Origin of the sequence: Halomonas sp. YLGW01 (genome assembly GCF_014840935.1) — a bacterium.
In the GTDB taxonomy this organism is placed as follows: Bacteria; Pseudomonadota; Gammaproteobacteria; order Pseudomonadales; family Halomonadaceae; genus Onishia.
Genome location: NZ_CP062005.1, coordinates 3,177,600 through 3,193,027, shown reverse-complemented (window position 1 = coordinate 3,193,027; position 15,428 = coordinate 3,177,600). Strand labels below are relative to the sequence as shown.

Here is a 15,428-nt window from a genome sequence, read left to right as displayed (position 1 = left end):
AAGAGACACGAGATACGTCTCAAGCGTATCCGGCAATTGTCGTGACGTCATCGCGGACCAGACCCTTTCGGGTTATATGGTCAAGCGATGAAGCGCATACGGTGGATGCCTAGGCAGTCAGAGGCGATGAAAGACGTGGAAGCCTGCGATAAGGTTCGGCGAGGTGGCAAACAACCTGCGACCCGGACATTTCTGAATGGGGAAACCCACCCAAGGTAACTTGGGTATCCCACACTGAATACATAGGTGTTGGGAGGCGAACCAGGGGAACTGAAACATCTAAGTACCCTGAGGAAAAGAAATCAACCGAGATTCCCCTAGTAGCGGCGAGCGAACGGGGACCAGCCCTTAAGCACCATGACTGATAGACGAAGTGGTTGGGAAACCACGCGATACAGGGTGATAGCCCCGTAGTCGAAATCTGATTGGTGTGAAATCGAGTAGGTCGGGGCACGAGAAACCTTGACTGAAGACGGGGGGACCATCCTCCAAGGCTAAATACTCCTGACTGACCGATAGTGAACCAGTACCGTGAGGGAAAGGCGAAAAGAACCCCGGAGAGGGGAGTGAAATAGATCCTGAAACCGTATGCGTACAAGCAGTGGGAGCAGACTTGTTCTGTGACCGCGTACCTTTTGTATAATGGGTCAGCGACTTATTTTCAGTGGCGAGCTTAACCGTATAGGGGAGGCGTAGGGAAACCGAGTCTTAACTGGGCGACCAGTCGCTGGAAATAGACCCGAAACCGGGCGATCTATCCATGGGCAGGTTGAAGATTGAGTAACATCAATTGGAGGACCGAACTCAAGTATGTTGAAAAATGCTGAGATGACCTGTGGATCGGAGTGAAAGGCTAATCAAGCCCGGAGATAGCTGGTTCTCCTCGAAAGCTATTTAGGTAGCGCCTCACGTATCACCGCCGGGGGTAGAGCACTGTTTCGGCTAGGGGGTCATCCCGACTTACCAACCCGAGGCAAACTCCGAATACCGGTGAGTGCAGCGTGGGAGACACACAGCGGGTGCTAACGTCCGTTGTGAAAAGGGAAACAACCCAGACCGTCAGCTAAGGTCCCCAAATCCTGGTTAAGTGGGAAACGATGTGGGAAGGCTCAGACAGCTAGGAGGTTGGCTTAGAAGCAGCCATCCTTTAAAGAAAGCGTAATAGCTCACTAGTCGAGTCGGCCTGCGCGGAAGATGTAACGGGGCTAAACCAGGTACCGAAGCTACGGGTTCGTCGAATGACGAGCGGTAGAGGAGCGTCGTGTAAGCCAATGAAGGTGTGTTGAGAAGCATGCTGGAGGTATCACGAGTGCGAATGCTGACATGAGTAACGACAAGGGGAGTGAAAAACTCCCCCGCCGGAAGACCAAGGGTTTCTGTTCGACGCTAATCGGAGCAGAGTGAGTCGGCCCCTAAGGCGAGGCCGAAAGGCGTAGTCGATGGGAAACGGGTCAATATTCCCGTACTTCACAGTATTGCGATGGGGGGACGAAGAAGGCTAGGTGAGCCAGGCGTTGGTTGTCCTGGTGAAAGTCAGTAGGCTGGGGGATCAGGTAAATCCGGTACCCTAAGGCCGAGAGACGAGACGAACAGACTACGGTCTGGAAGTCATCGATGCCACGCTTCCAGGAAAAGCCTCTAAGCTTCAGATACTGTGGAACCGTACCCCAAACCGACACAGGTGGTCAGGTAGAGAATACCAAGGCGCTTGAGAGAACTCGGGTGAAGGAACTAGGCAAAATGGTGCCGTAACTTCGGGAGAAGGCACGCCGCATTAACGTGATGGGACTCGCTCCCTAAGCGTGAAGCGGTCGAAGATACCAGGTGGCTGCAACTGTTTATTAAAAACACAGCACTCTGCCAACGCGTAAGCGGACGTATAGGGTGTGACGCCTGCCCGGTGCCGGAAGGTTAATTGATGGTGTTAGCTTCGGCGAAGCTCCTGATCGAAGCCCCGGTAAACGGCGGCCGTAACTATAACGGTCCTAAGGTAGCGAAATTCCTTGTCGGGTAAGTTCCGACCTGCACGAATGGCGTAATGATGGCCACGCTGTCTCCACCCGAGACTCAGTGAAATTGAAATCGCAGTGAAGATGCTGTGTACCCGCGGCTAGACGGAAAGACCCCGTGAACCTTTACTATAGCTTCACACTGGACGCTGATGTTGCTTGTGTAGGATAGCTGGGAGGCTTGGAAACTGTGGCGCTAGCTGCAGTGGAGCCAACCTTGAAATACCAGCCTGGCATCATTGGCGTTCTAACTCCGGTCCGTTATCCGGATCGAGGACAGTGTGTGGTGGGTAGTTTGACTGGGGCGGTCTCCTCCCAAAGAGTAACGGAGGAGCACGAAGGTACCCTCAGCACGGTTGGAAATCGTGCAGTGAGTGCAAGAGCATAAGGGTGCTTAACTGCGAGACAGACACGTCGAGCAGGTACGAAAGTAGGTTCTAGTGATCCGGTGGTTCTGTATGGAAGGGCCATCGCTCAACGGATAAAAGGTACTCCGGGGATAACAGGCTGATACCGCCCAAGAGTTCACATCGACGGCGGTGTTTGGCACCTCGATGTCGGCTCATCACATCCTGGGGCTGAAGTCGGTCCCAAGGGTATGGCTGTTCGCCATTTAAAGTGGTACGCGAGCTGGGTTTAGAACGTCGTGAGACAGTTCGGTCCCTATCTGCCGTGGGCGTTGGAAGTTTGAGAAGTGCTGCTCCTAGTACGAGAGGACCGGAGTGGACGCACCTCTGGTGTTCCGGTTGTCACGCCAGTGGCATTGCCGGGTAGCTAAGTGCGGACGGGATAACCGCTGAAAGCATCTAAGCGGGAAGCCCCCTTCAAGATGAGACTTCCCCGAGGCGTAAGCCTCCTGAAGGGCCCAGCGAGACGAGCTGGTTGATAGGCACGGTGTGGAAGCGCTGCAAGGCGTTGAGCTAACGTGTACTAATGGCCCGTGAGGCTTGACCATATAACCCCAAGGGGTCTGCGCATGACGCGCACAATTGACGGATACACGAGACGCATCTCGTCAGCATGACTTCATATTGCGATGAGCCGCCACGGCGACTCATCAACCCGTTTCGCCTGACGACCATAGCGAGCGTGAACCACCCGATCCCATGCCGAACTCGGAAGTGAAACCGCTTAGCGCCGATGGTAGTGTGGAGCTTCTCCATGCGAGAGTAGGTCATCGTCAGGCACTTATTCAGAGAAAACCCCGGTCTCCTAGAGGCCGGGGTTTTTTCATGTCTGGGCGGTCGACAACGCTCCTCCAGACCGCTCCTCCAGACCTCTCCTCCAGCGGGGCGCCGAGGCATCGCCGTGGTGCGCTGGCCTGATCTTTCCTGACCTTGCTCAGACGATTCTCTTGAGCCCCGGCCGCTGACGCGGCCGGGGTTTTTGGTATCCGTCTCCACTGCGGGGCGTTATCCGTTATCCATAGGGCCTCGAGGCAAGGCGCTGTATGGGTAGAGTCCTTGAGTCAGGACGGCTATGGTGAGGAGACTGACCCTAGTCGTCAGGCACGGCAACCATGATTCAGGAGAGAAACATCATGAAAGCGAAGCTTACGGATAAGCTGAAGGATAAGTTCGGCATCATGCTGCTGGTGGTCATGATGTCCGTCGTGATCAGTGGTTGTGAGCAGGAGGGCCCTGCGGAAGAGGCCGGTGAGAAGATCGATAATGCCATGGAAGACACGGGCGAGGCGATCGAGGAAGCCGGTGAGAACGTCGAAGAAGCGGCCGAGGAGGCGCAGTCGGAGTACTGAGTTCCACGCCGCTGTGACTACCCGAGGCGCACCTGGGCGGTGGGTCAACCAAAAAAGGCCGGGCGATCGCCCGGCCTTTTTGATGCGGCAGTCTGGCGGGATAACGCCTGGCGTCAGGCTCCCGGATTCTGCTCGATGCCCTGCAGGTACCAGGGGGCGTTGTCACGCATCTCGCGAATCAGGTGCCAGGTCTCGTTGAACTCGTTGTGCTCGCCGTTTTCATCCATGATGCCATGGAAGATGACCGTGGCCTCGGCCTGCTGGCCGACCTCGCGCACATCACCGAGCTCCGCGAACAGCCGGACGATCTCGGTACGGTTATTGGCCGGCTGGTTGGTACGCTCCTCACGCAGCAGGTTGTAGAACTCCGGCGTGACGAATTCCTGGATGCCGGCGAAGTCGTTGTTGTCCCAGGCGCGCTGCAGGGTCATGAAGTGCTCCTTGGCACCGCCCAGGAAGCGCTCCTTGTCGAACCAGCTCGGCGTGGCGCTGGCAGCACCGAGTCCACCTCCCAGGGGGCCTTGAGCGGTAAAGGGCTGAGCGGTGTCCTGCTCACGGCGTGCCATCGGCTCGGCACCGGCGGGAGCCGGCTGGCGGCGGCGTGCGAAGAGGCGGAACAGCAGGAAGGCCACGCCGGCCACCAGCAGCATATCCATCAGGCGCAGTTCGTCGAAGGCGCCGCCAAAGAACAGCGAGGCCAGCAGGCCACCGGCCAGCAGGCCGGCTAAGGGGCCGGCGAAACGCGACAGGCCCCGCGAGGGCTGTCGGGCGCCGGTGCTGCCTGCGGTGGCGCCGCGACTGGGGGCGGCAGCGGTCGAGTCCGCCGAACGGGAATAGGAGCCGAAGCTCTTGCCGCCGCCGAGGCGCTTGGCCTCGGCGTGATCGACGGCCAGGCCCAGGCTCATGAAGGTGGCCAGAATGAGTACGAAGATGTTGCGCATGGGGGAGAAGACTCCTGAGGGGTGATTCGATTCCCTGCCAGAATACCCGCTTCGGCGCCTATGCTGAATCCATAACCTGACCTTTGGAGTGCTCCCGGATGCGACTCGACCACGCGACCAGTCTGTTGTTGATCGTCGACCTGCAGGCCGGCCTGCTGCCGGTGATCGACGGCGGCGAACAGGCCATCGAGGAGGCGGCCTGGCTGGCCGGCCTGGCGCGGACGCTGGAGGTGCCGGTATGGCTGACCGAGCAATACCCCGCGGGGCTCGGGGCGGTCGATTCACGGCTGCTGGCGGCTGCGCCACAGGCACGGCGCTGGGAGAAGGTGCACTTCGATGCCCATCAGGAGCCGCCCTTCGCCAGGGCGCTGGCCGAGCTAGGGCGCAAGCAGGTGGTGATCTGCGGCAGCGAGGCGCATATCTGCGTGCTGCAGACGGCGCTGGGACTCCTCGCGGCGGACTACCGGGTGTACTGGCTCGCCGAGGCCACGGTCAGCCGGCGCCACGAGGAGGCGCGGCTCGCCAGGGAGCGGCTGATGGCCGCCGGCGGGGTCGTGATCAGCGCCGACATGGCGGCCTACGAGTGGCTCGAGCGCTGCGATGACGAGCGCTTCAAGGCGGCGCACCGGGACTTTCTCAGGCCTCGCGCGGCGCGGGCCCTGCGTTTCTGAGCGCGAAAGACGCAAGGCTCCAAGGTCAAAGGCGTGAGCCTCAGGATGTCCCTTCCGCCCGGGTGAAGACCAGGGTGTTGCCTTGGGACATGGCCGCATTGTAGCGATAGCCGGCTACGTCGAAGTCCTTGAGGCTCTCGGGGTCATCGAGGCGCTCGCGGATCATCCAGGCGCTCATCAGGCCTCGAGCCTTCTTGGCATAGAAGCTGATGATCTTGAACTGGCCGTTCTTCTCGTCCTTGAACACCGGCGTGATCACCTGTGCCCTGAGCTTCCTGGTATCGATGGCCTTGAAGTACTCGTTGGAGGCCAGGTTGACCAGCACCGGGCTGCCGCTTGCCTCGATGGCACGATCTAGGTCCCGGGTCAGCGTATCTCGCCAGTAGGCATAGAGATCCTTGCCCGCCGGGTTGGGAAGCTTGGTGCCCATTTCCAGGCGGTAGGGCAGGATCAGGTCCAGCGGGCGCAGCAGGCCATAGAGACCGGAGAGGATGCGCAGATGCTCCTGGGCGAAGGCATTGTCCTCCTCGCTGAAGCTTGCGGCCTCCAGCCCCACATAGACGTCGCCCTGGAAGGCCTGCGCCGCGGGCTTGGCGCTACTCGGCTTAAAGGGCGCCTCCCACTCGGCGAAGCGGGCGGCATTGAGGCCGGCCAGCTTGTCGCTGATGCCCATCAGCTCGCTGAGCTGCTGGGGCGAGTAGTCCCGCAGGACATCGATCAGTTCACAGCTGCGCTCGAGGTAGTCGGGCTGGCTGTAGGTGTCGGTGCTCGGCGGGGTCTCGAAATCCAGCGTCTTGGCGGGGGAAATCACGCTCAGCATGGGCGCTCCTGTGGACAGTCGGCATGGGCGGCGGGGCCCGTCATGGAGTGACGAGTATATCAAGCCACCCCGTGGCACAGGGATAGCCGCCGCGCTATGGCTGCGATAGTCGGTATTGGAGAGGGCGAAAGGGCCAGAGGGAGAGGAAGGACGAAGGCGGCGACATCCCCGGCAGGGTGCCGGGGATAGGTAGATGGCCGCCTGGGCGTCAGGGGCTGGGGTTGGGCAGCCGGCGGTGCACGGCCTCGATGCCCTCGAGCACCTCGTCGCTCAGCTTGAGCGATTCGCTCGCCAGGTTGCTCTCGAGCTGCTCCATGGTGGTGGCGCCGATGATGTTGCTGGTCAGGAAGGGCCGTGAGTTGACGTAGGCCAGAGCCATCTGGGCCGGGTCCAGGCCGTGTTCGCGGGCGAGCTCCACATAGGCGCGGGTCGCCTGGTCGGCCAGCGGCGAGGTGTAGCGCTTGAAGCGCTCGAAGAGGGTCAGGCGGCCCTTGGGTGGCCGGGCGCCGTCCAGATACTTGCCCGAGAGCACGCCGAAGGCCAGCGGTGAATAGGCCAGCAGGCCGACCCGCTCGCGATGGCTGATCTCGGCGAGGCCGACTTCGTAGCTACGATTGAGCAGGTTGTAGGGGTTCTGCACGCTGGCGACCCGCGGCAGGCCGAGGCGGTCGGCCAGGGAGAGCGCGTGCATCACGCCCCAGGGGGTCTCGTTGGAGAGGCCAACGGCGCGCACCTTGCCGGCATCGACCAGTTCCTTGAGCGCCGACAGGCTTTCTTCCAGGGAGGTGGCGTCTTCGTCTTCCTTGACCTCGTAGCCGAGCTTGCCGAAGAAGTTGGCATTCCGGTCGGGCCAGTGCAGCTGATAGAGATCCACGTAGTCGGTCTTCAGCCGCGCGAGACTCGTGTCGATGGCCTGGTGGATGTGCTCACGGCTCAGCCGCGGGCCGCCGCGGATATGGTCGAGCCCGGGGCCGGCCACCTTGGTGGCGAGGATGACGTCGTCGCGGGTGCCGCGGGCCTTCAGCCAGCTGCCGACATAGGACTCGGTCAGGCCCTGAGTCTCGGCCCTGGGCGGCACGGGATACATCTCGGCCGTATCGATGAAGTTGACGCCGAACGCCGTGGCGCGGTCGAGTTGCTCGTGCGCTTCGGCTTCGCTGTTCTGTTCGCCGAAGGTCATGGTGCCAAGGCACAGTCGGCTGACATCGAGCCCGGTATCGCCAAGCAGTCGCGTTTGCATGTCTCGCTCCAATCAGGGAAGAACGCAGGGTGAATCGGCATGGTAGCGGTGGCCCCTGCCGGCGGCAAATACGGGGGTTGAGTCCCCTGCATGGGGGGCGTATGCTTGCCACCCCGTTGCCCCGGCGCCGCCCGGATGGCCTCTAGTTATAGTACGGTGACACGATGACGGTCGTCGGATACCGACGAGCGCATTTCCTCGTTACACAGGACGCTAGGTTGTTTGCCATGCATCAGGCATCTTCTTTGGTTACCCGTCTCGAATATCGACTGGCGGAACAGCTCTTTCATAACCGCTGGTTGCCGCGTTCGCGACGCACCCAGCAGTTAACGATGCACCTCTATCAGCGTTGCGCCGAAGCGGGACACACCACGGCGCTGTCGGTCTATGGCCACATGCTGTTTCACCGTGCGATCAGCCCCCAGGACAAGGCCAAGGGCGCCCGCTATGTGATGGAGGCCGCTCGCCAGGGTGACGTGCGCGCCCAGTACCAGGCCGGCCGTATCTTCGAGCATGGCTGTGCCCAGTACCCGCGTCGCGACGACAAGGCCGTGACCTGGTATGCCCGGGCCGGCGAAGCCGGCCATCCCCTGGCTGCCGAACGATTGGCGGAAGCCTATCGCAGCGGCATGTTCGGCCTCGCCGTGGATCCGCTGCGCGCCGCCCACTGGCAAGCATTGGCCGACCAGTGCGTCGCCGAGGAGGCCGCGCCCGCGGCGACGCTCTGCCACTGAGTCGACCCTGGCGCCCTGACCCGATAGGCTAGGGCCAGTGGCGGCTTGCCTGAGCCGCCGATTCTTCGTCAGATTTTCAAAGGATGTCCATGTCGTGACGCTGCCTACCCTGTTGGATATCGAAGCGTCCGGCTTTGGGCGCGGTAGCTATCCGATCGAGATCGGACTGGCGCGCCCCGATGGCTCGACCTGCGCCTTCCTGATCCAGCCGCTGGCGGAATGGACCCACTGGGACCCCAAGGCCGAACTGCTGCATGGGATCTCCCGTGCACGTCTTCAGCGCGAGGGGCACCCAGTGATCGAGGTGGCGCGCTGGCTCAATGACGAACTGGCCGAGATCGGCATCGCCTACAGCGACAGCTGGGGCTATGACAACACCTGGATGTCGCTGCTCTTCCACCATGCCGGCATGTTGCCGCGCTTTCGCCTCGAGGCCCTGCGCCGGCTGCTCGACGAGCGACAGCTGGAGCTATGGAGCAGCGCCAAGGAGGCGTTGATCACCGAGCGCGGCATCCAGCGTCACCGCGCCGGCGAGGACGCGCGGCTTTTGCAGCTCACCTACGAGCGCACCCTGGCGCTGTCCCGTGCCGAGGAGGCCGGTGACTAGTCCACTTCCTTGACCCCGCTCGTTCGGGGACTGCTTTCCCTGTGCCTAGACACACCACCGCCCGGCCAAGTGCCGGGCGGTGGTCGTTCCGGGCTCGTGTTCGTGGCTTGTGTTCGTGGCTCGTATTCCTAGCTCAGGCGGGGCTCAGCTGCCGTTCCAGGCTATCCAGCAGCGCGGGCGCGGTCGGCGCCGCGCTCAGGTCGTCGCGGGTATGGGCGTCGAGGAAGCCCTGGCTGACCAGGCTGTCGAGGAAGGTCAGCAGCGGGCTGAAGAACCCCTGGATATCGAGTACGGCGATCGGCTTGTCGTGAAGGCCCAGGTATTGCCAGGTCCAGGATTCGAACAGCTCCTCGAGGGTGCCGATGCCGCCGGGCAGGGCGACGAAGGCATCGGCCCTGTCCGCCATGGTGGCCTTGCGCTCGTGCATGTCGGCGACGCGGATCAGCTCTGTCAGCCCATGGTGGGCCTGTTCGCGCTCCACCAGGTGGTCCGGCATCACGCCGATCGCCTCACCGCCGGCCTCGAGCACGGCGTCGGCCAGGGCGCCCATCAGCCCCACGCGGGCGCCGCCATAGACCAGGCGATGACCGCGCCGGCCGATCGCGTGGCCCAGTGCCACGGTGGCCTCGCGAAAGCAGGGGTCGCTCCCTTCCCGGGAGCCCAGATAAACACAGATGTTCGGCATGCGATGCTCCTTGATCAGAAGGTCATCCTAGCGCGACCCGCTAGGGCCGTGCAGCCCCGCAGCGGGGTGTCGGCGCAGAACGCAAGAGGGGCGCCCGTTGGGCGCCCCTCTTGCATCCTGCGTATCCTGTACCAGCGAGCCGCTCAGGGCAGGCAGTCGATGACACCGAACTCGGCGTCCACCCATTGGCCGATCACGTTGTCGCCGCACAGGTGGTGAGCATACTGGGTGTGCAGGCAGCGCACCTGATCCCAGTTGCTGATGCCGCCGATACCGCGCTCGGTGAGCACCTTCTTATAGCCCAGGCGCTCGACCTCGGTGCGCTGCGCCTCGTCCATATAGCGCCAGCGACGGGCCACGTAGTCCTCGTGGCTGTGGTGGTAGGCGGCCAGGAAGTCAGGCTCCTGCTGCAGGCGGGCCTCGAGCTCCTTGATCACGCCGCGGGCCTCGAGGCGGGAGAGCTCTACCTTGAGCCGTTCGCTGCTCAGCCAGTAGAGCGTCGGAAAGGGCTTGCCCTCGACGATCGGCGCCATGCGCAGCACCAAGGGGGTGCCTTCGCCGTCGGTGGCGGCCACGGCCAGGGTGCCGCGGGGCGGCCGGCCGAGCTGTTCGGTGATGATCGCCAGCTGGCGTTCATCCGGGATCTGATCGGTGTGGATCACCATCTTGGGGGTCTCGCAGAAATTTGTTCGAGCGCCCCACGGCGCGGAAGAAGGCGGTGTTGAGCTGCACCGGGGTGGGCACATAGCGCCAGTGGCGTTCGCAGTAGTCGTTGGCCCGCGCCAGGAGGGCATCGTAGAGGCGATTGAACGGCGCATCATAATCGTAAGGGTCATGTCCGAACAAGCGGATATGGGGGTAGTCGGCGAAGCGCTCGACGAAGTAATGCTCGAGATCGGCCTCGACGGCGCGGTGGCGAGCCACGTCATCCGGGTCGAGCCAGAGGGTGTAGCGAATGGCCATGGCGCCTCCTAGTCGGGGAAGGGATGCTGGTATGACCGCGGCACACGGCGTTCGGCTCACGGGGGCGATCACTCCCTTGAGGATAGCGCAGGGCGCGCCGGCGCCAGCTCGAGCTTGTGCTCAGGGGGGCTCAGGCACGTGATCAGGTACGTGATCAGGTACGTGATAGCCCCGCCAGCCGGGCCCCGGTCAGGGCGATCAGGTCGTCGGGCGCGAGCCCGATCTCCAGTCCCCGGCGGCCGCCGCTGACATGCAGCATCGAGAGCGCCCTGGCGCTTGCGTCGAGAAAGGTCGGCAGGTGCTTCTTCTGGCCCAGCGGACTGATGCCGCCGACCACATAGCCGGTGGTGCGTTCGGCAAGCGAAGGGTCGGCCAGGGTCGCCTTGCGTGCCCCGGTCGCCCGAGCCAGCGCCTTGAGATCGAGCCGCGCGGTCACCGGCACCAGGGCCACCGCCAGACGGCCGTCGTCGAGGCGGGCCAGCAGCGTCTTGAAGACCGTCTCCGGCGGCAGGGCAAGCGCCGTCGCGGCCTCCTCGCCGAAGGCTTCGCTCCGTGGGTCATGGGCGTACTCGGCGAGGCGGAAGGCGATTCCCGCTGCCTCCAGGGTGCGGATCGCCGGCGTCATGCCTCGGCCTCGGCGGGGGCGTGCAGGTGCTCCTCGAGGGCCGCGCGCAGATCGCCCTCGATCGGCTGGGCGCGCTTCTCATCGTGATCGTAGTGCACCATCACGGTATTGCCGCGGGCGCACCGCTTGCCGTGTTGCCAGGCTTCCTGCGTCACCGTGAAGGAGCTTCGGCCAAGCCGGGTCAGGAAGGTACGCATCTCGACGGGCTCGCCATAGTGCAACTCGGCGAGGAACTCCACGTCCAGGCGGGCCAGGATCAGTCGCCACTTGCGCGGGTCGAGATCCGGCGTGAACAGCCGGAACAGCTCGGTGCGCGCCTGCTCGAACCAGGCCGGCAGGCGGGTGTTGTTGATGTGCCCCAGGGCGTCGGTGTCGTGAAAGGCGGGCTCGAGGGTAGTGACGAACATCGCAGGCTCCGGTGGCAGAAGGAAGAGCGGGCAGAGGCTCAGCATTGCCCCGGCGGCGAAGCGGGTCAAGGCATGGCGCGGCGGCGGGCTCGCCACCAGGCCTGGCCCCGGGTCCAGGCCAGCAACCAGGCGGTGGCGACGACGAAGCCGGCCAGGGTGCCGATCAGCAGCCCGAAGCGCTCGTAGGTGAGCGAGACGCACAGCGCGTAGCAGAGCAGCGAGCCGAGCCCGGCCGGATAGTGCTTGATCACGGTGGCCACCGGTGCCGCGCCATGGGTCAGGTGGAGGATCACCAGGAAGGGGTACATGGTCACCGGGAAGGCGGCCATGACGCCGGCCCAGGCCGTCGGTACCACATGGGCGAGGCCGGTGATCAGAAAGACGATGCCGGCGGCGAGGGCGGCACGCAGCACCAGCGCCGGCCAGGAGAAGCCGCCCCTGGGCCGAGCGGTGATGTCGGGCACGCGGCGGTAGAGGCGCAGGAAAATCAGGATCGCGACCAGGGTGGTGAGGGTGCCGGTCAGTCGCGTGAACTCCACCTGGGTCAGCAGCAGGCTGGCCGCCAGCCAGGCGATCAGGCCCCCAGCCGAGCCTGCCAGGACGCCGCGCAGGCCGTCGCGCCGGGCGCAGAGCAGGTAGCCGCCGCCCAGCGCCAGGGTGGCGGAGAAGCCGGCCAGGGTATGCACGGCGCTCTCGGCGGCGAAGTCCGGCGAGATCTCCAGGCCCATGAAGAACAGGGCGATGGCGGTGCCCAGGGGGTAGCCCGAGAGCAGCCCCGCCATGCGCGGACTCAGGCGTTCGGCGACCACCGAGAGCCCCAGTACCACGCCGACCGAGGTCAGCAGCTTGGCCAGTTGCCAGCCGAGCGGAACATCCATGTGGCTTTCCTTATCCTAAAGAGTGTGCGTCAAGTTCGTATTGCAGTGCTGTCGTCGAGGCGCCCATGACCGATCATGATCTCTCCCCGCCGCCCCGCCCCGAGGCCTGTGCCCTGTGCGGCCGGGCGGCACCGCTGACGCGTCACCATCTGATTCCTCGCGCCCTGCACGGCAAGGCGCGCTATCGGCGCCGCTTCGACCGGGCCGAGCGCCTCACGGCGATCCTCTGGGTGTGCCACGCTTGCCACAAGCACCTGCACGGCGTGCTCGGCGAGCGGGAGCTGGCCGAGCATTACCGCAGTCGCGAGGCGCTGCTCGCGCACCCGGAGATCCGCGCCTTCGTCGACTGGCTGTCGACCAAGCCGGCGGGGTTTCGCCCCAAGCGGGCGGGGCGACGCCGCTAGCCCGGCTCTCGGGCCGGGCGCTCACGGCCTATCGTTCATGGCCCTGCCGCTCACGAGCCGGCCGCTCAGACCAGGCGCAGCCCCTGGCGATCCTGCCAGGCGGCCTCGAGGGCCGCGGACAACGGTTCGCGCAGATGTTCGGGCAGCGCCGCCGCGGCGCTTGCGTGGTCGGCATCGTCGCGGTTGCGCAGCCAGCAGTAGGCCCAGGCACTGGCCTCGTCTTCGTCGCCGGGCACGGGCCGGGCGGGCATCTGGGCGAGCAGGAAGACCACCGTGCGACCGGCCCAGAGCGGAATCTCCTCGTCGGCGGCCCGACTCCAGGCCTCCAGGGTGGCGCCATTGGGGGTGGCCTCCGGTTCTCCGAGCTTGGCGACCCGGGCGGTTTCGGCCAGGATCAGCGCCAGGCGATCGGCATCGCCCTGGCCGAGCGCCAGCCAGCGGCCGATGATGGCGGGCAGGCCGCGGCGCACCTTGGCATAGAAGCCGCGTTGCGGCATGGTCTCGTGCATTCGTCTGCCCCCTTGGAAAGGACTGTCTATGAAATTCGATTTTGCCACGCCCGTCGAGCGCCGCCATCCGTCACGACATGGTCAGGCCGCCGACTGGCCCTCGCAGAAATGGCATCGCCACGACGATGACGTCCTGCCGCTGTGGGTCGCCGACATGGACTTCCGTTCGCCGCCGGCGGTGATCGAGGCCCTGGAGGCGCGGATCGCCCACGGGGTCTTCGGCTATGGCGAGGTGCCGGACAGCCTGCGCGAGGCGCTGTGCGCCTGGAGCGGCGAGCATTACGACTGGGCGATCGCGCCGGAGTGGCAGCACTGGTTGCCGGGCGTGGTGCCGGCGCTGCATCTGGCTAGCCTGGCCTTCACCGCACCGGGCGACGGCATCCTCACGGTGACGCCGATCTACCCGCCGTTCCTCAGCGTCGCCGAGCGCACCGGGCGGCGGGCCCAGACCGCGCCGCTCGCCGAACCCGAGGTACCGGGGGAGCCCTGGCGCCTCGATCTGGACGCGCTGGAGGCCGCCATCACCCCCGAGACCCGGCTGCTGCTGTGGTGCCAACCGCACAATCCTACCGGGCGGGCCTGGAGCAGCGAAGAGCTTAATGGCCTGGCGGCGCTGGTCGAGCGTCACGACCTGCTGGTGGTCTCCGATGAGCTGCACTGTGACCTGCTGCTGGATGAAGGTGCCCGCCACCGGCCACTGGCGGCCCAGTTCCCGGCGCTGGCCAGGCGCATCATCACCCTCTGGGCGCCCTCCAAGACCTTCAACCTGGCCGGCCTGACCGCGGCCTGCGCGGTGATTCCCGATGCGTCGCTGCGTCGGCGGTTTGCCGCAGCGGCGAAGGGGCTGATGCCGGATGCCAATGTGTTGGGCCTGGTGGCCGCCGAGGCCGCCTACACCCAGGGTGAACCCTGGCGCCAGGCCCTGCTCGCGACCCTGCGCGGGCATCGGGTACGCCTGGCCGAGGCGGTGGCCGGCTGGCCGGGGGTGACCATGAGCGCGCCGCAATCCACCTATCTCGCCTGGCTCGACCTGCGCCGCTCAGGGCTCGGGGAATCGCCGCAACGGGTACTGTTGGAAGAGGCGCGGGTAGCGCTATCCGACGGTGCCGACTTCGGCTGGCCGGGCTTCGTGCGCCTCAACTTCGGCACCACCCGCTCCCAGCTGGACGAGGCGCTCTCACGCCTCGACCGGGTGCTGGCTCAGTAGAGCTGCGCGAACAGCTTGCGGCGGTAGGTGACCGTCAGCGGGTGGTCGGCGCCGAGGGCGTCGAAGACCCGCACCAGGGTCTTCTTGGCGGCATCGTCGCCGTAGGCGCGGTCGCGCTTCATCAGCGTCAGCAGGGCGTCGAGGCCGGCCTCATAGTCGCCGTCGGCGACACGGCGCAGGGCGCGCAGGAACTGCGCCTCGCTATCGTCACGATCGCCAAGGGCTGCCAGCGCCTCGGCGTCCGGGGCTTCCTCGCCGAACTCGAGTCGTGCCCGTACGCCGCGAGCCCGGGGCGCATCGCGGTGTTCCGGGGGCAGGTTGTCGAGGATCGCCCGGGCGTCCTCGGCCTGGCCCTCGGCCAGCACGGCACCGGCCAGGTCGACCTGGTAGTCATGGTGCTGGGGATTGTCCTGTACCAGCTGCTGGTAGATTGCTCGGGCGGTGGCCGGGTCGCCGGCCGCCAGCGCTGCCTCGGCCTGCTCCTCGGGCGAGGCCTCCGGGGCGGCCGGGGCGGCGATGTGCTTGCCAAGCCACTCGCGGATCTGGCCTTCCGGCAGCGCGCCCTGGAACTCGTCGTAGAGCTGGCCCTGCATGATCAGCTTGACGTCCGGCACCGAGCGGATGCCCAGCTGCGCGGCGATCTGCTGATGCTCCTCGATATTGAGCTTGGCCAGCACGAAGGCCCCGTTGTATTCGCGGGCCAGCTTCTCCAGCACCGGCATCAGGTTCTTGCAGGGCTCGCACCAGGAGGCCCAGCAGTCCAGCACCACCGGCGTGTTCATCGAGCCTTCCAGCACCACTTGCTGGAAGTTGCTCATGTCGAGATCGACGATGTAGGTGGCGGCATCGGCGCCGGCCGCGTCACCGGTGTCGGCTTCGGAAGTCAGGGGCGCGCCACTGCGCGGGTCGACGATCGGCATGCAGGCTACCTTGAGAGTTGGGAAATTTACCGTTACATGCGGGTGATCGGGT

17 protein-coding genes and 2 rRNA genes are annotated in these 15,428 nt (G+C 64.9%); 8 read left to right on the top strand and 11 right to left on the bottom strand.

The features are described 5' to 3' along the window. Window positions 1-78: 78 nt before the first annotated feature. The 3 genes from IEJ03_RS14620 to IEJ03_RS14610 all read left to right on the top strand — a co-directional run bounded on the left by IEJ03_RS14620 (window position 79) and on the right by IEJ03_RS14610 (window position 3,765). Window positions 79-2,964: ribosomal RNA gene (locus tag IEJ03_RS14620) — 23S ribosomal RNA — on the top strand. 115 nt (window positions 2,965-3,079) lie between these two features. Then, window positions 3,080-3,195, top strand: a 5S ribosomal RNA gene (rrf, locus tag IEJ03_RS14615). Window positions 3,196-3,549: 354 nt separating this feature from the next. Beyond that, window positions 3,550-3,765: a hypothetical protein gene (locus IEJ03_RS14610; protein WP_192035534.1), complete on the top strand. Its 216-nt coding sequence runs from the start codon at window positions 3,550-3,552 to the stop codon at window positions 3,763-3,765. A gap of 113 nt (window positions 3,766-3,878) precedes the next feature. On the opposite strand, the gene IEJ03_RS14605 is transcribed toward IEJ03_RS14610, so the two are convergent. Continuing rightward, on the bottom strand, window positions 3,879-4,706 hold the full coding sequence (locus IEJ03_RS14605) for a Tim44-like domain-containing protein (protein ID WP_192035533.1): 828 nt from the start codon (window positions 4,704-4,706) through the stop codon (window positions 3,879-3,881). 98 nt (window positions 4,707-4,804) lie between these two features. Between IEJ03_RS14605 and IEJ03_RS14600 the strand changes: the two genes are divergently transcribed. Continuing rightward, complete coding sequence (locus IEJ03_RS14600; RefSeq protein ID WP_192035532.1) at window positions 4,805-5,377, top strand: isochorismatase family protein; 573 nt, start codon at window positions 4,805-4,807, stop codon at window positions 5,375-5,377. 40 nt (window positions 5,378-5,417) lie between these two features. On the opposite strand, the gene yaaA is transcribed toward IEJ03_RS14600, so the two are convergent. Both yaaA and IEJ03_RS14590 read right to left on the bottom strand, forming a co-directional pair. Next, window positions 5,418-6,197 carry a peroxide stress protein YaaA gene (gene yaaA / locus IEJ03_RS14595; protein ID WP_192035531.1) on the bottom strand — a complete coding sequence of 260 codons (780 nt, stop codon included), beginning with the start codon at window positions 6,195-6,197 and terminating at the stop codon, window positions 5,418-5,420. A 208-nt stretch (window positions 6,198-6,405) separates the two neighbouring features. After that, entirely contained in the window at window positions 6,406-7,437 is a 1,032-nt protein-coding gene (locus tag IEJ03_RS14590) for an NADP(H)-dependent aldo-keto reductase (RefSeq protein ID WP_192035530.1), read from the bottom strand. Window positions 7,438-7,664: 227 nt separating this feature from the next. Between IEJ03_RS14590 and IEJ03_RS14585 the strand changes: the two genes are divergently transcribed. Then, window positions 7,665-8,171, top strand: coding sequence for a tetratricopeptide repeat protein (locus IEJ03_RS14585; protein ID WP_192035529.1), 507 nt, complete (start codon window positions 7,665-7,667; stop codon window positions 8,169-8,171). Window positions 8,172-8,265: 94 nt separating this feature from the next. After that, on the top strand, window positions 8,266-8,778 hold the full coding sequence (locus IEJ03_RS14580) for a hypothetical protein (protein WP_192035528.1): 513 nt from the start codon (window positions 8,266-8,268) through the stop codon (window positions 8,776-8,778). 133 nt (window positions 8,779-8,911) lie between these two features. On the opposite strand, the gene IEJ03_RS14575 is transcribed toward IEJ03_RS14580, so the two are convergent. The 6 genes from IEJ03_RS14575 to IEJ03_RS14550 form a co-directional block, all read right to left on the bottom strand. Beyond that, on the bottom strand, window positions 8,912-9,463 hold the full coding sequence (locus IEJ03_RS14575) for a TIGR00730 family Rossman fold protein (protein ID WP_192035527.1): 552 nt from the start codon (window positions 9,461-9,463) through the stop codon (window positions 8,912-8,914). A 143-nt stretch (window positions 9,464-9,606) separates the two neighbouring features. After that, window positions 9,607-10,128 carry a DUF501 domain-containing protein gene (locus tag IEJ03_RS14570; protein ID WP_192035526.1) on the bottom strand — a complete coding sequence of 174 codons (522 nt, stop codon included), beginning with the start codon at window positions 10,126-10,128 and terminating at the stop codon, window positions 9,607-9,609. Then, on the bottom strand, window positions 10,097-10,426 hold the full coding sequence (locus IEJ03_RS14565; protein ID WP_192035525.1) for a hypothetical protein: 330 nt from the start codon (window positions 10,424-10,426) through the stop codon (window positions 10,097-10,099). Before IEJ03_RS14565 ends, IEJ03_RS14570 begins: the two co-directional genes overlap by 32 nt. A 154-nt stretch (window positions 10,427-10,580) precedes the next feature. Beyond that, complete coding sequence (gene ybaK, locus IEJ03_RS14560; RefSeq protein ID WP_192035524.1) at window positions 10,581-11,051, bottom strand: Cys-tRNA(Pro) deacylase; 471 nt, start codon at window positions 11,049-11,051, stop codon at window positions 10,581-10,583. Continuing rightward, complete coding sequence (locus tag IEJ03_RS14555) at window positions 11,048-11,458, bottom strand: thioesterase family protein (protein ID WP_192035523.1); 411 nt, start codon at window positions 11,456-11,458, stop codon at window positions 11,048-11,050. The genes ybaK and IEJ03_RS14555 overlap by 4 nt, the downstream gene beginning before the upstream one ends. Window positions 11,459-11,523: 65 nt before the next feature. Further along, on the bottom strand, window positions 11,524-12,336 hold the full coding sequence (locus IEJ03_RS14550; RefSeq protein WP_192035522.1) for a hypothetical protein: 813 nt from the start codon (window positions 12,334-12,336) through the stop codon (window positions 11,524-11,526). Between the two features lie 65 nt (window positions 12,337-12,401). On the opposite strand from IEJ03_RS14550, the gene IEJ03_RS14545 reads away from it, so the two are divergent. Further along, the gene (locus IEJ03_RS14545; protein WP_192035521.1) at window positions 12,402-12,740 is read left to right on the top strand and encodes a hypothetical protein; all 339 of its coding nucleotides are present in this window, start codon (window positions 12,402-12,404) and stop codon (window positions 12,738-12,740) included. A gap of 65 nt (window positions 12,741-12,805) precedes the next feature. Here the strand turns inward: IEJ03_RS14545 and IEJ03_RS14540 are convergent, their stop codons facing one another. Continuing rightward, entirely contained in the window at window positions 12,806-13,237 is a 432-nt protein-coding gene (locus IEJ03_RS14540) for a hypothetical protein (protein ID WP_192037346.1), read from the bottom strand. 40 nt (window positions 13,238-13,277) lie between these two features. Here IEJ03_RS14540 and IEJ03_RS14535 point away from each other — a divergent pair, with 40 nt between their 5' ends. Further along, the gene (locus IEJ03_RS14535; RefSeq protein ID WP_192035520.1) at window positions 13,278-14,456 is read left to right on the top strand and encodes a PatB family C-S lyase; all 1,179 of its coding nucleotides are present in this window, start codon (window positions 13,278-13,280) and stop codon (window positions 14,454-14,456) included. Here IEJ03_RS14535 and IEJ03_RS14530 read toward each other — a convergent pair. Next, complete coding sequence (locus IEJ03_RS14530; RefSeq protein ID WP_192035519.1) at window positions 14,450-15,376, bottom strand: tetratricopeptide repeat protein; 927 nt, start codon at window positions 15,374-15,376, stop codon at window positions 14,450-14,452. The genes IEJ03_RS14535 and IEJ03_RS14530 overlap by 7 nt on opposite strands. Between the last annotated feature and the right edge of the window lie 52 nt (window positions 15,377-15,428).

What these genes read in the sequence shown, in the direction of transcription:
- IEJ03_RS14590 (WP_192035530.1), bottom strand. Translation starts at nt 7,437, where the DNA reads ATGCAAACGCGACTGCTTGGCGATACCGGGCTCGATGTCAGCCGACTG.
- IEJ03_RS14585 (WP_192035529.1), top strand. Translation starts at nt 7,665, where the DNA reads ATGCATCAGGCATCTTCTTTGGTTACCCGTCTCGAATATCGACTGGCG.
- IEJ03_RS14570 (WP_192035526.1), bottom strand. Translation starts at nt 10,128, where the DNA reads ATGGTGATCCACACCGATCAGATCCCGGATGAACGCCAGCTGGCGATC.
- IEJ03_RS14545 (WP_192035521.1), top strand. Translation starts at nt 12,402, where the DNA reads ATGACCGATCATGATCTCTCCCCGCCGCCCCGCCCCGAGGCCTGTGCC.
- IEJ03_RS14530 (WP_192035519.1), bottom strand. Translation starts at nt 15,376, where the DNA reads ATGCCGATCGTCGACCCGCGCAGTGGCGCGCCCCTGACTTCCGAAGCC.
- IEJ03_RS14575 (WP_192035527.1), bottom strand. Translation starts at nt 9,463, where the DNA reads ATGCCGAACATCTGTGTTTATCTGGGCTCCCGGGAAGGGAGCGACCCC.
- IEJ03_RS14610 (WP_192035534.1), top strand. Translation starts at nt 3,550, where the DNA reads ATGAAAGCGAAGCTTACGGATAAGCTGAAGGATAAGTTCGGCATCATG.
- IEJ03_RS14605 (WP_192035533.1), bottom strand. Translation starts at nt 4,706, where the DNA reads ATGCGCAACATCTTCGTACTCATTCTGGCCACCTTCATGAGCCTGGGC.
- IEJ03_RS14550 (WP_192035522.1), bottom strand. Translation starts at nt 12,336, where the DNA reads ATGGATGTTCCGCTCGGCTGGCAACTGGCCAAGCTGCTGACCTCGGTC.
- IEJ03_RS14555 (WP_192035523.1), bottom strand. Translation starts at nt 11,458, where the DNA reads ATGTTCGTCACTACCCTCGAGCCCGCCTTTCACGACACCGACGCCCTG.
- ybaK (WP_192035524.1), bottom strand. Translation starts at nt 11,051, where the DNA reads ATGACGCCGGCGATCCGCACCCTGGAGGCAGCGGGAATCGCCTTCCGC.
- IEJ03_RS14535 (WP_192035520.1), top strand. Translation starts at nt 13,278, where the DNA reads ATGAAATTCGATTTTGCCACGCCCGTCGAGCGCCGCCATCCGTCACGA.
- yaaA (WP_192035531.1), bottom strand. Translation starts at nt 6,197, where the DNA reads ATGCTGAGCGTGATTTCCCCCGCCAAGACGCTGGATTTCGAGACCCCG.
- IEJ03_RS14565 (WP_192035525.1), bottom strand. Translation starts at nt 10,426, where the DNA reads ATGGCCATTCGCTACACCCTCTGGCTCGACCCGGATGACGTGGCTCGC.
- IEJ03_RS14600 (WP_192035532.1), top strand. Translation starts at nt 4,805, where the DNA reads ATGCGACTCGACCACGCGACCAGTCTGTTGTTGATCGTCGACCTGCAG.
- IEJ03_RS14540 (WP_192037346.1), bottom strand. Translation starts at nt 13,237, where the DNA reads ATGCCGCAACGCGGCTTCTATGCCAAGGTGCGCCGCGGCCTGCCCGCC.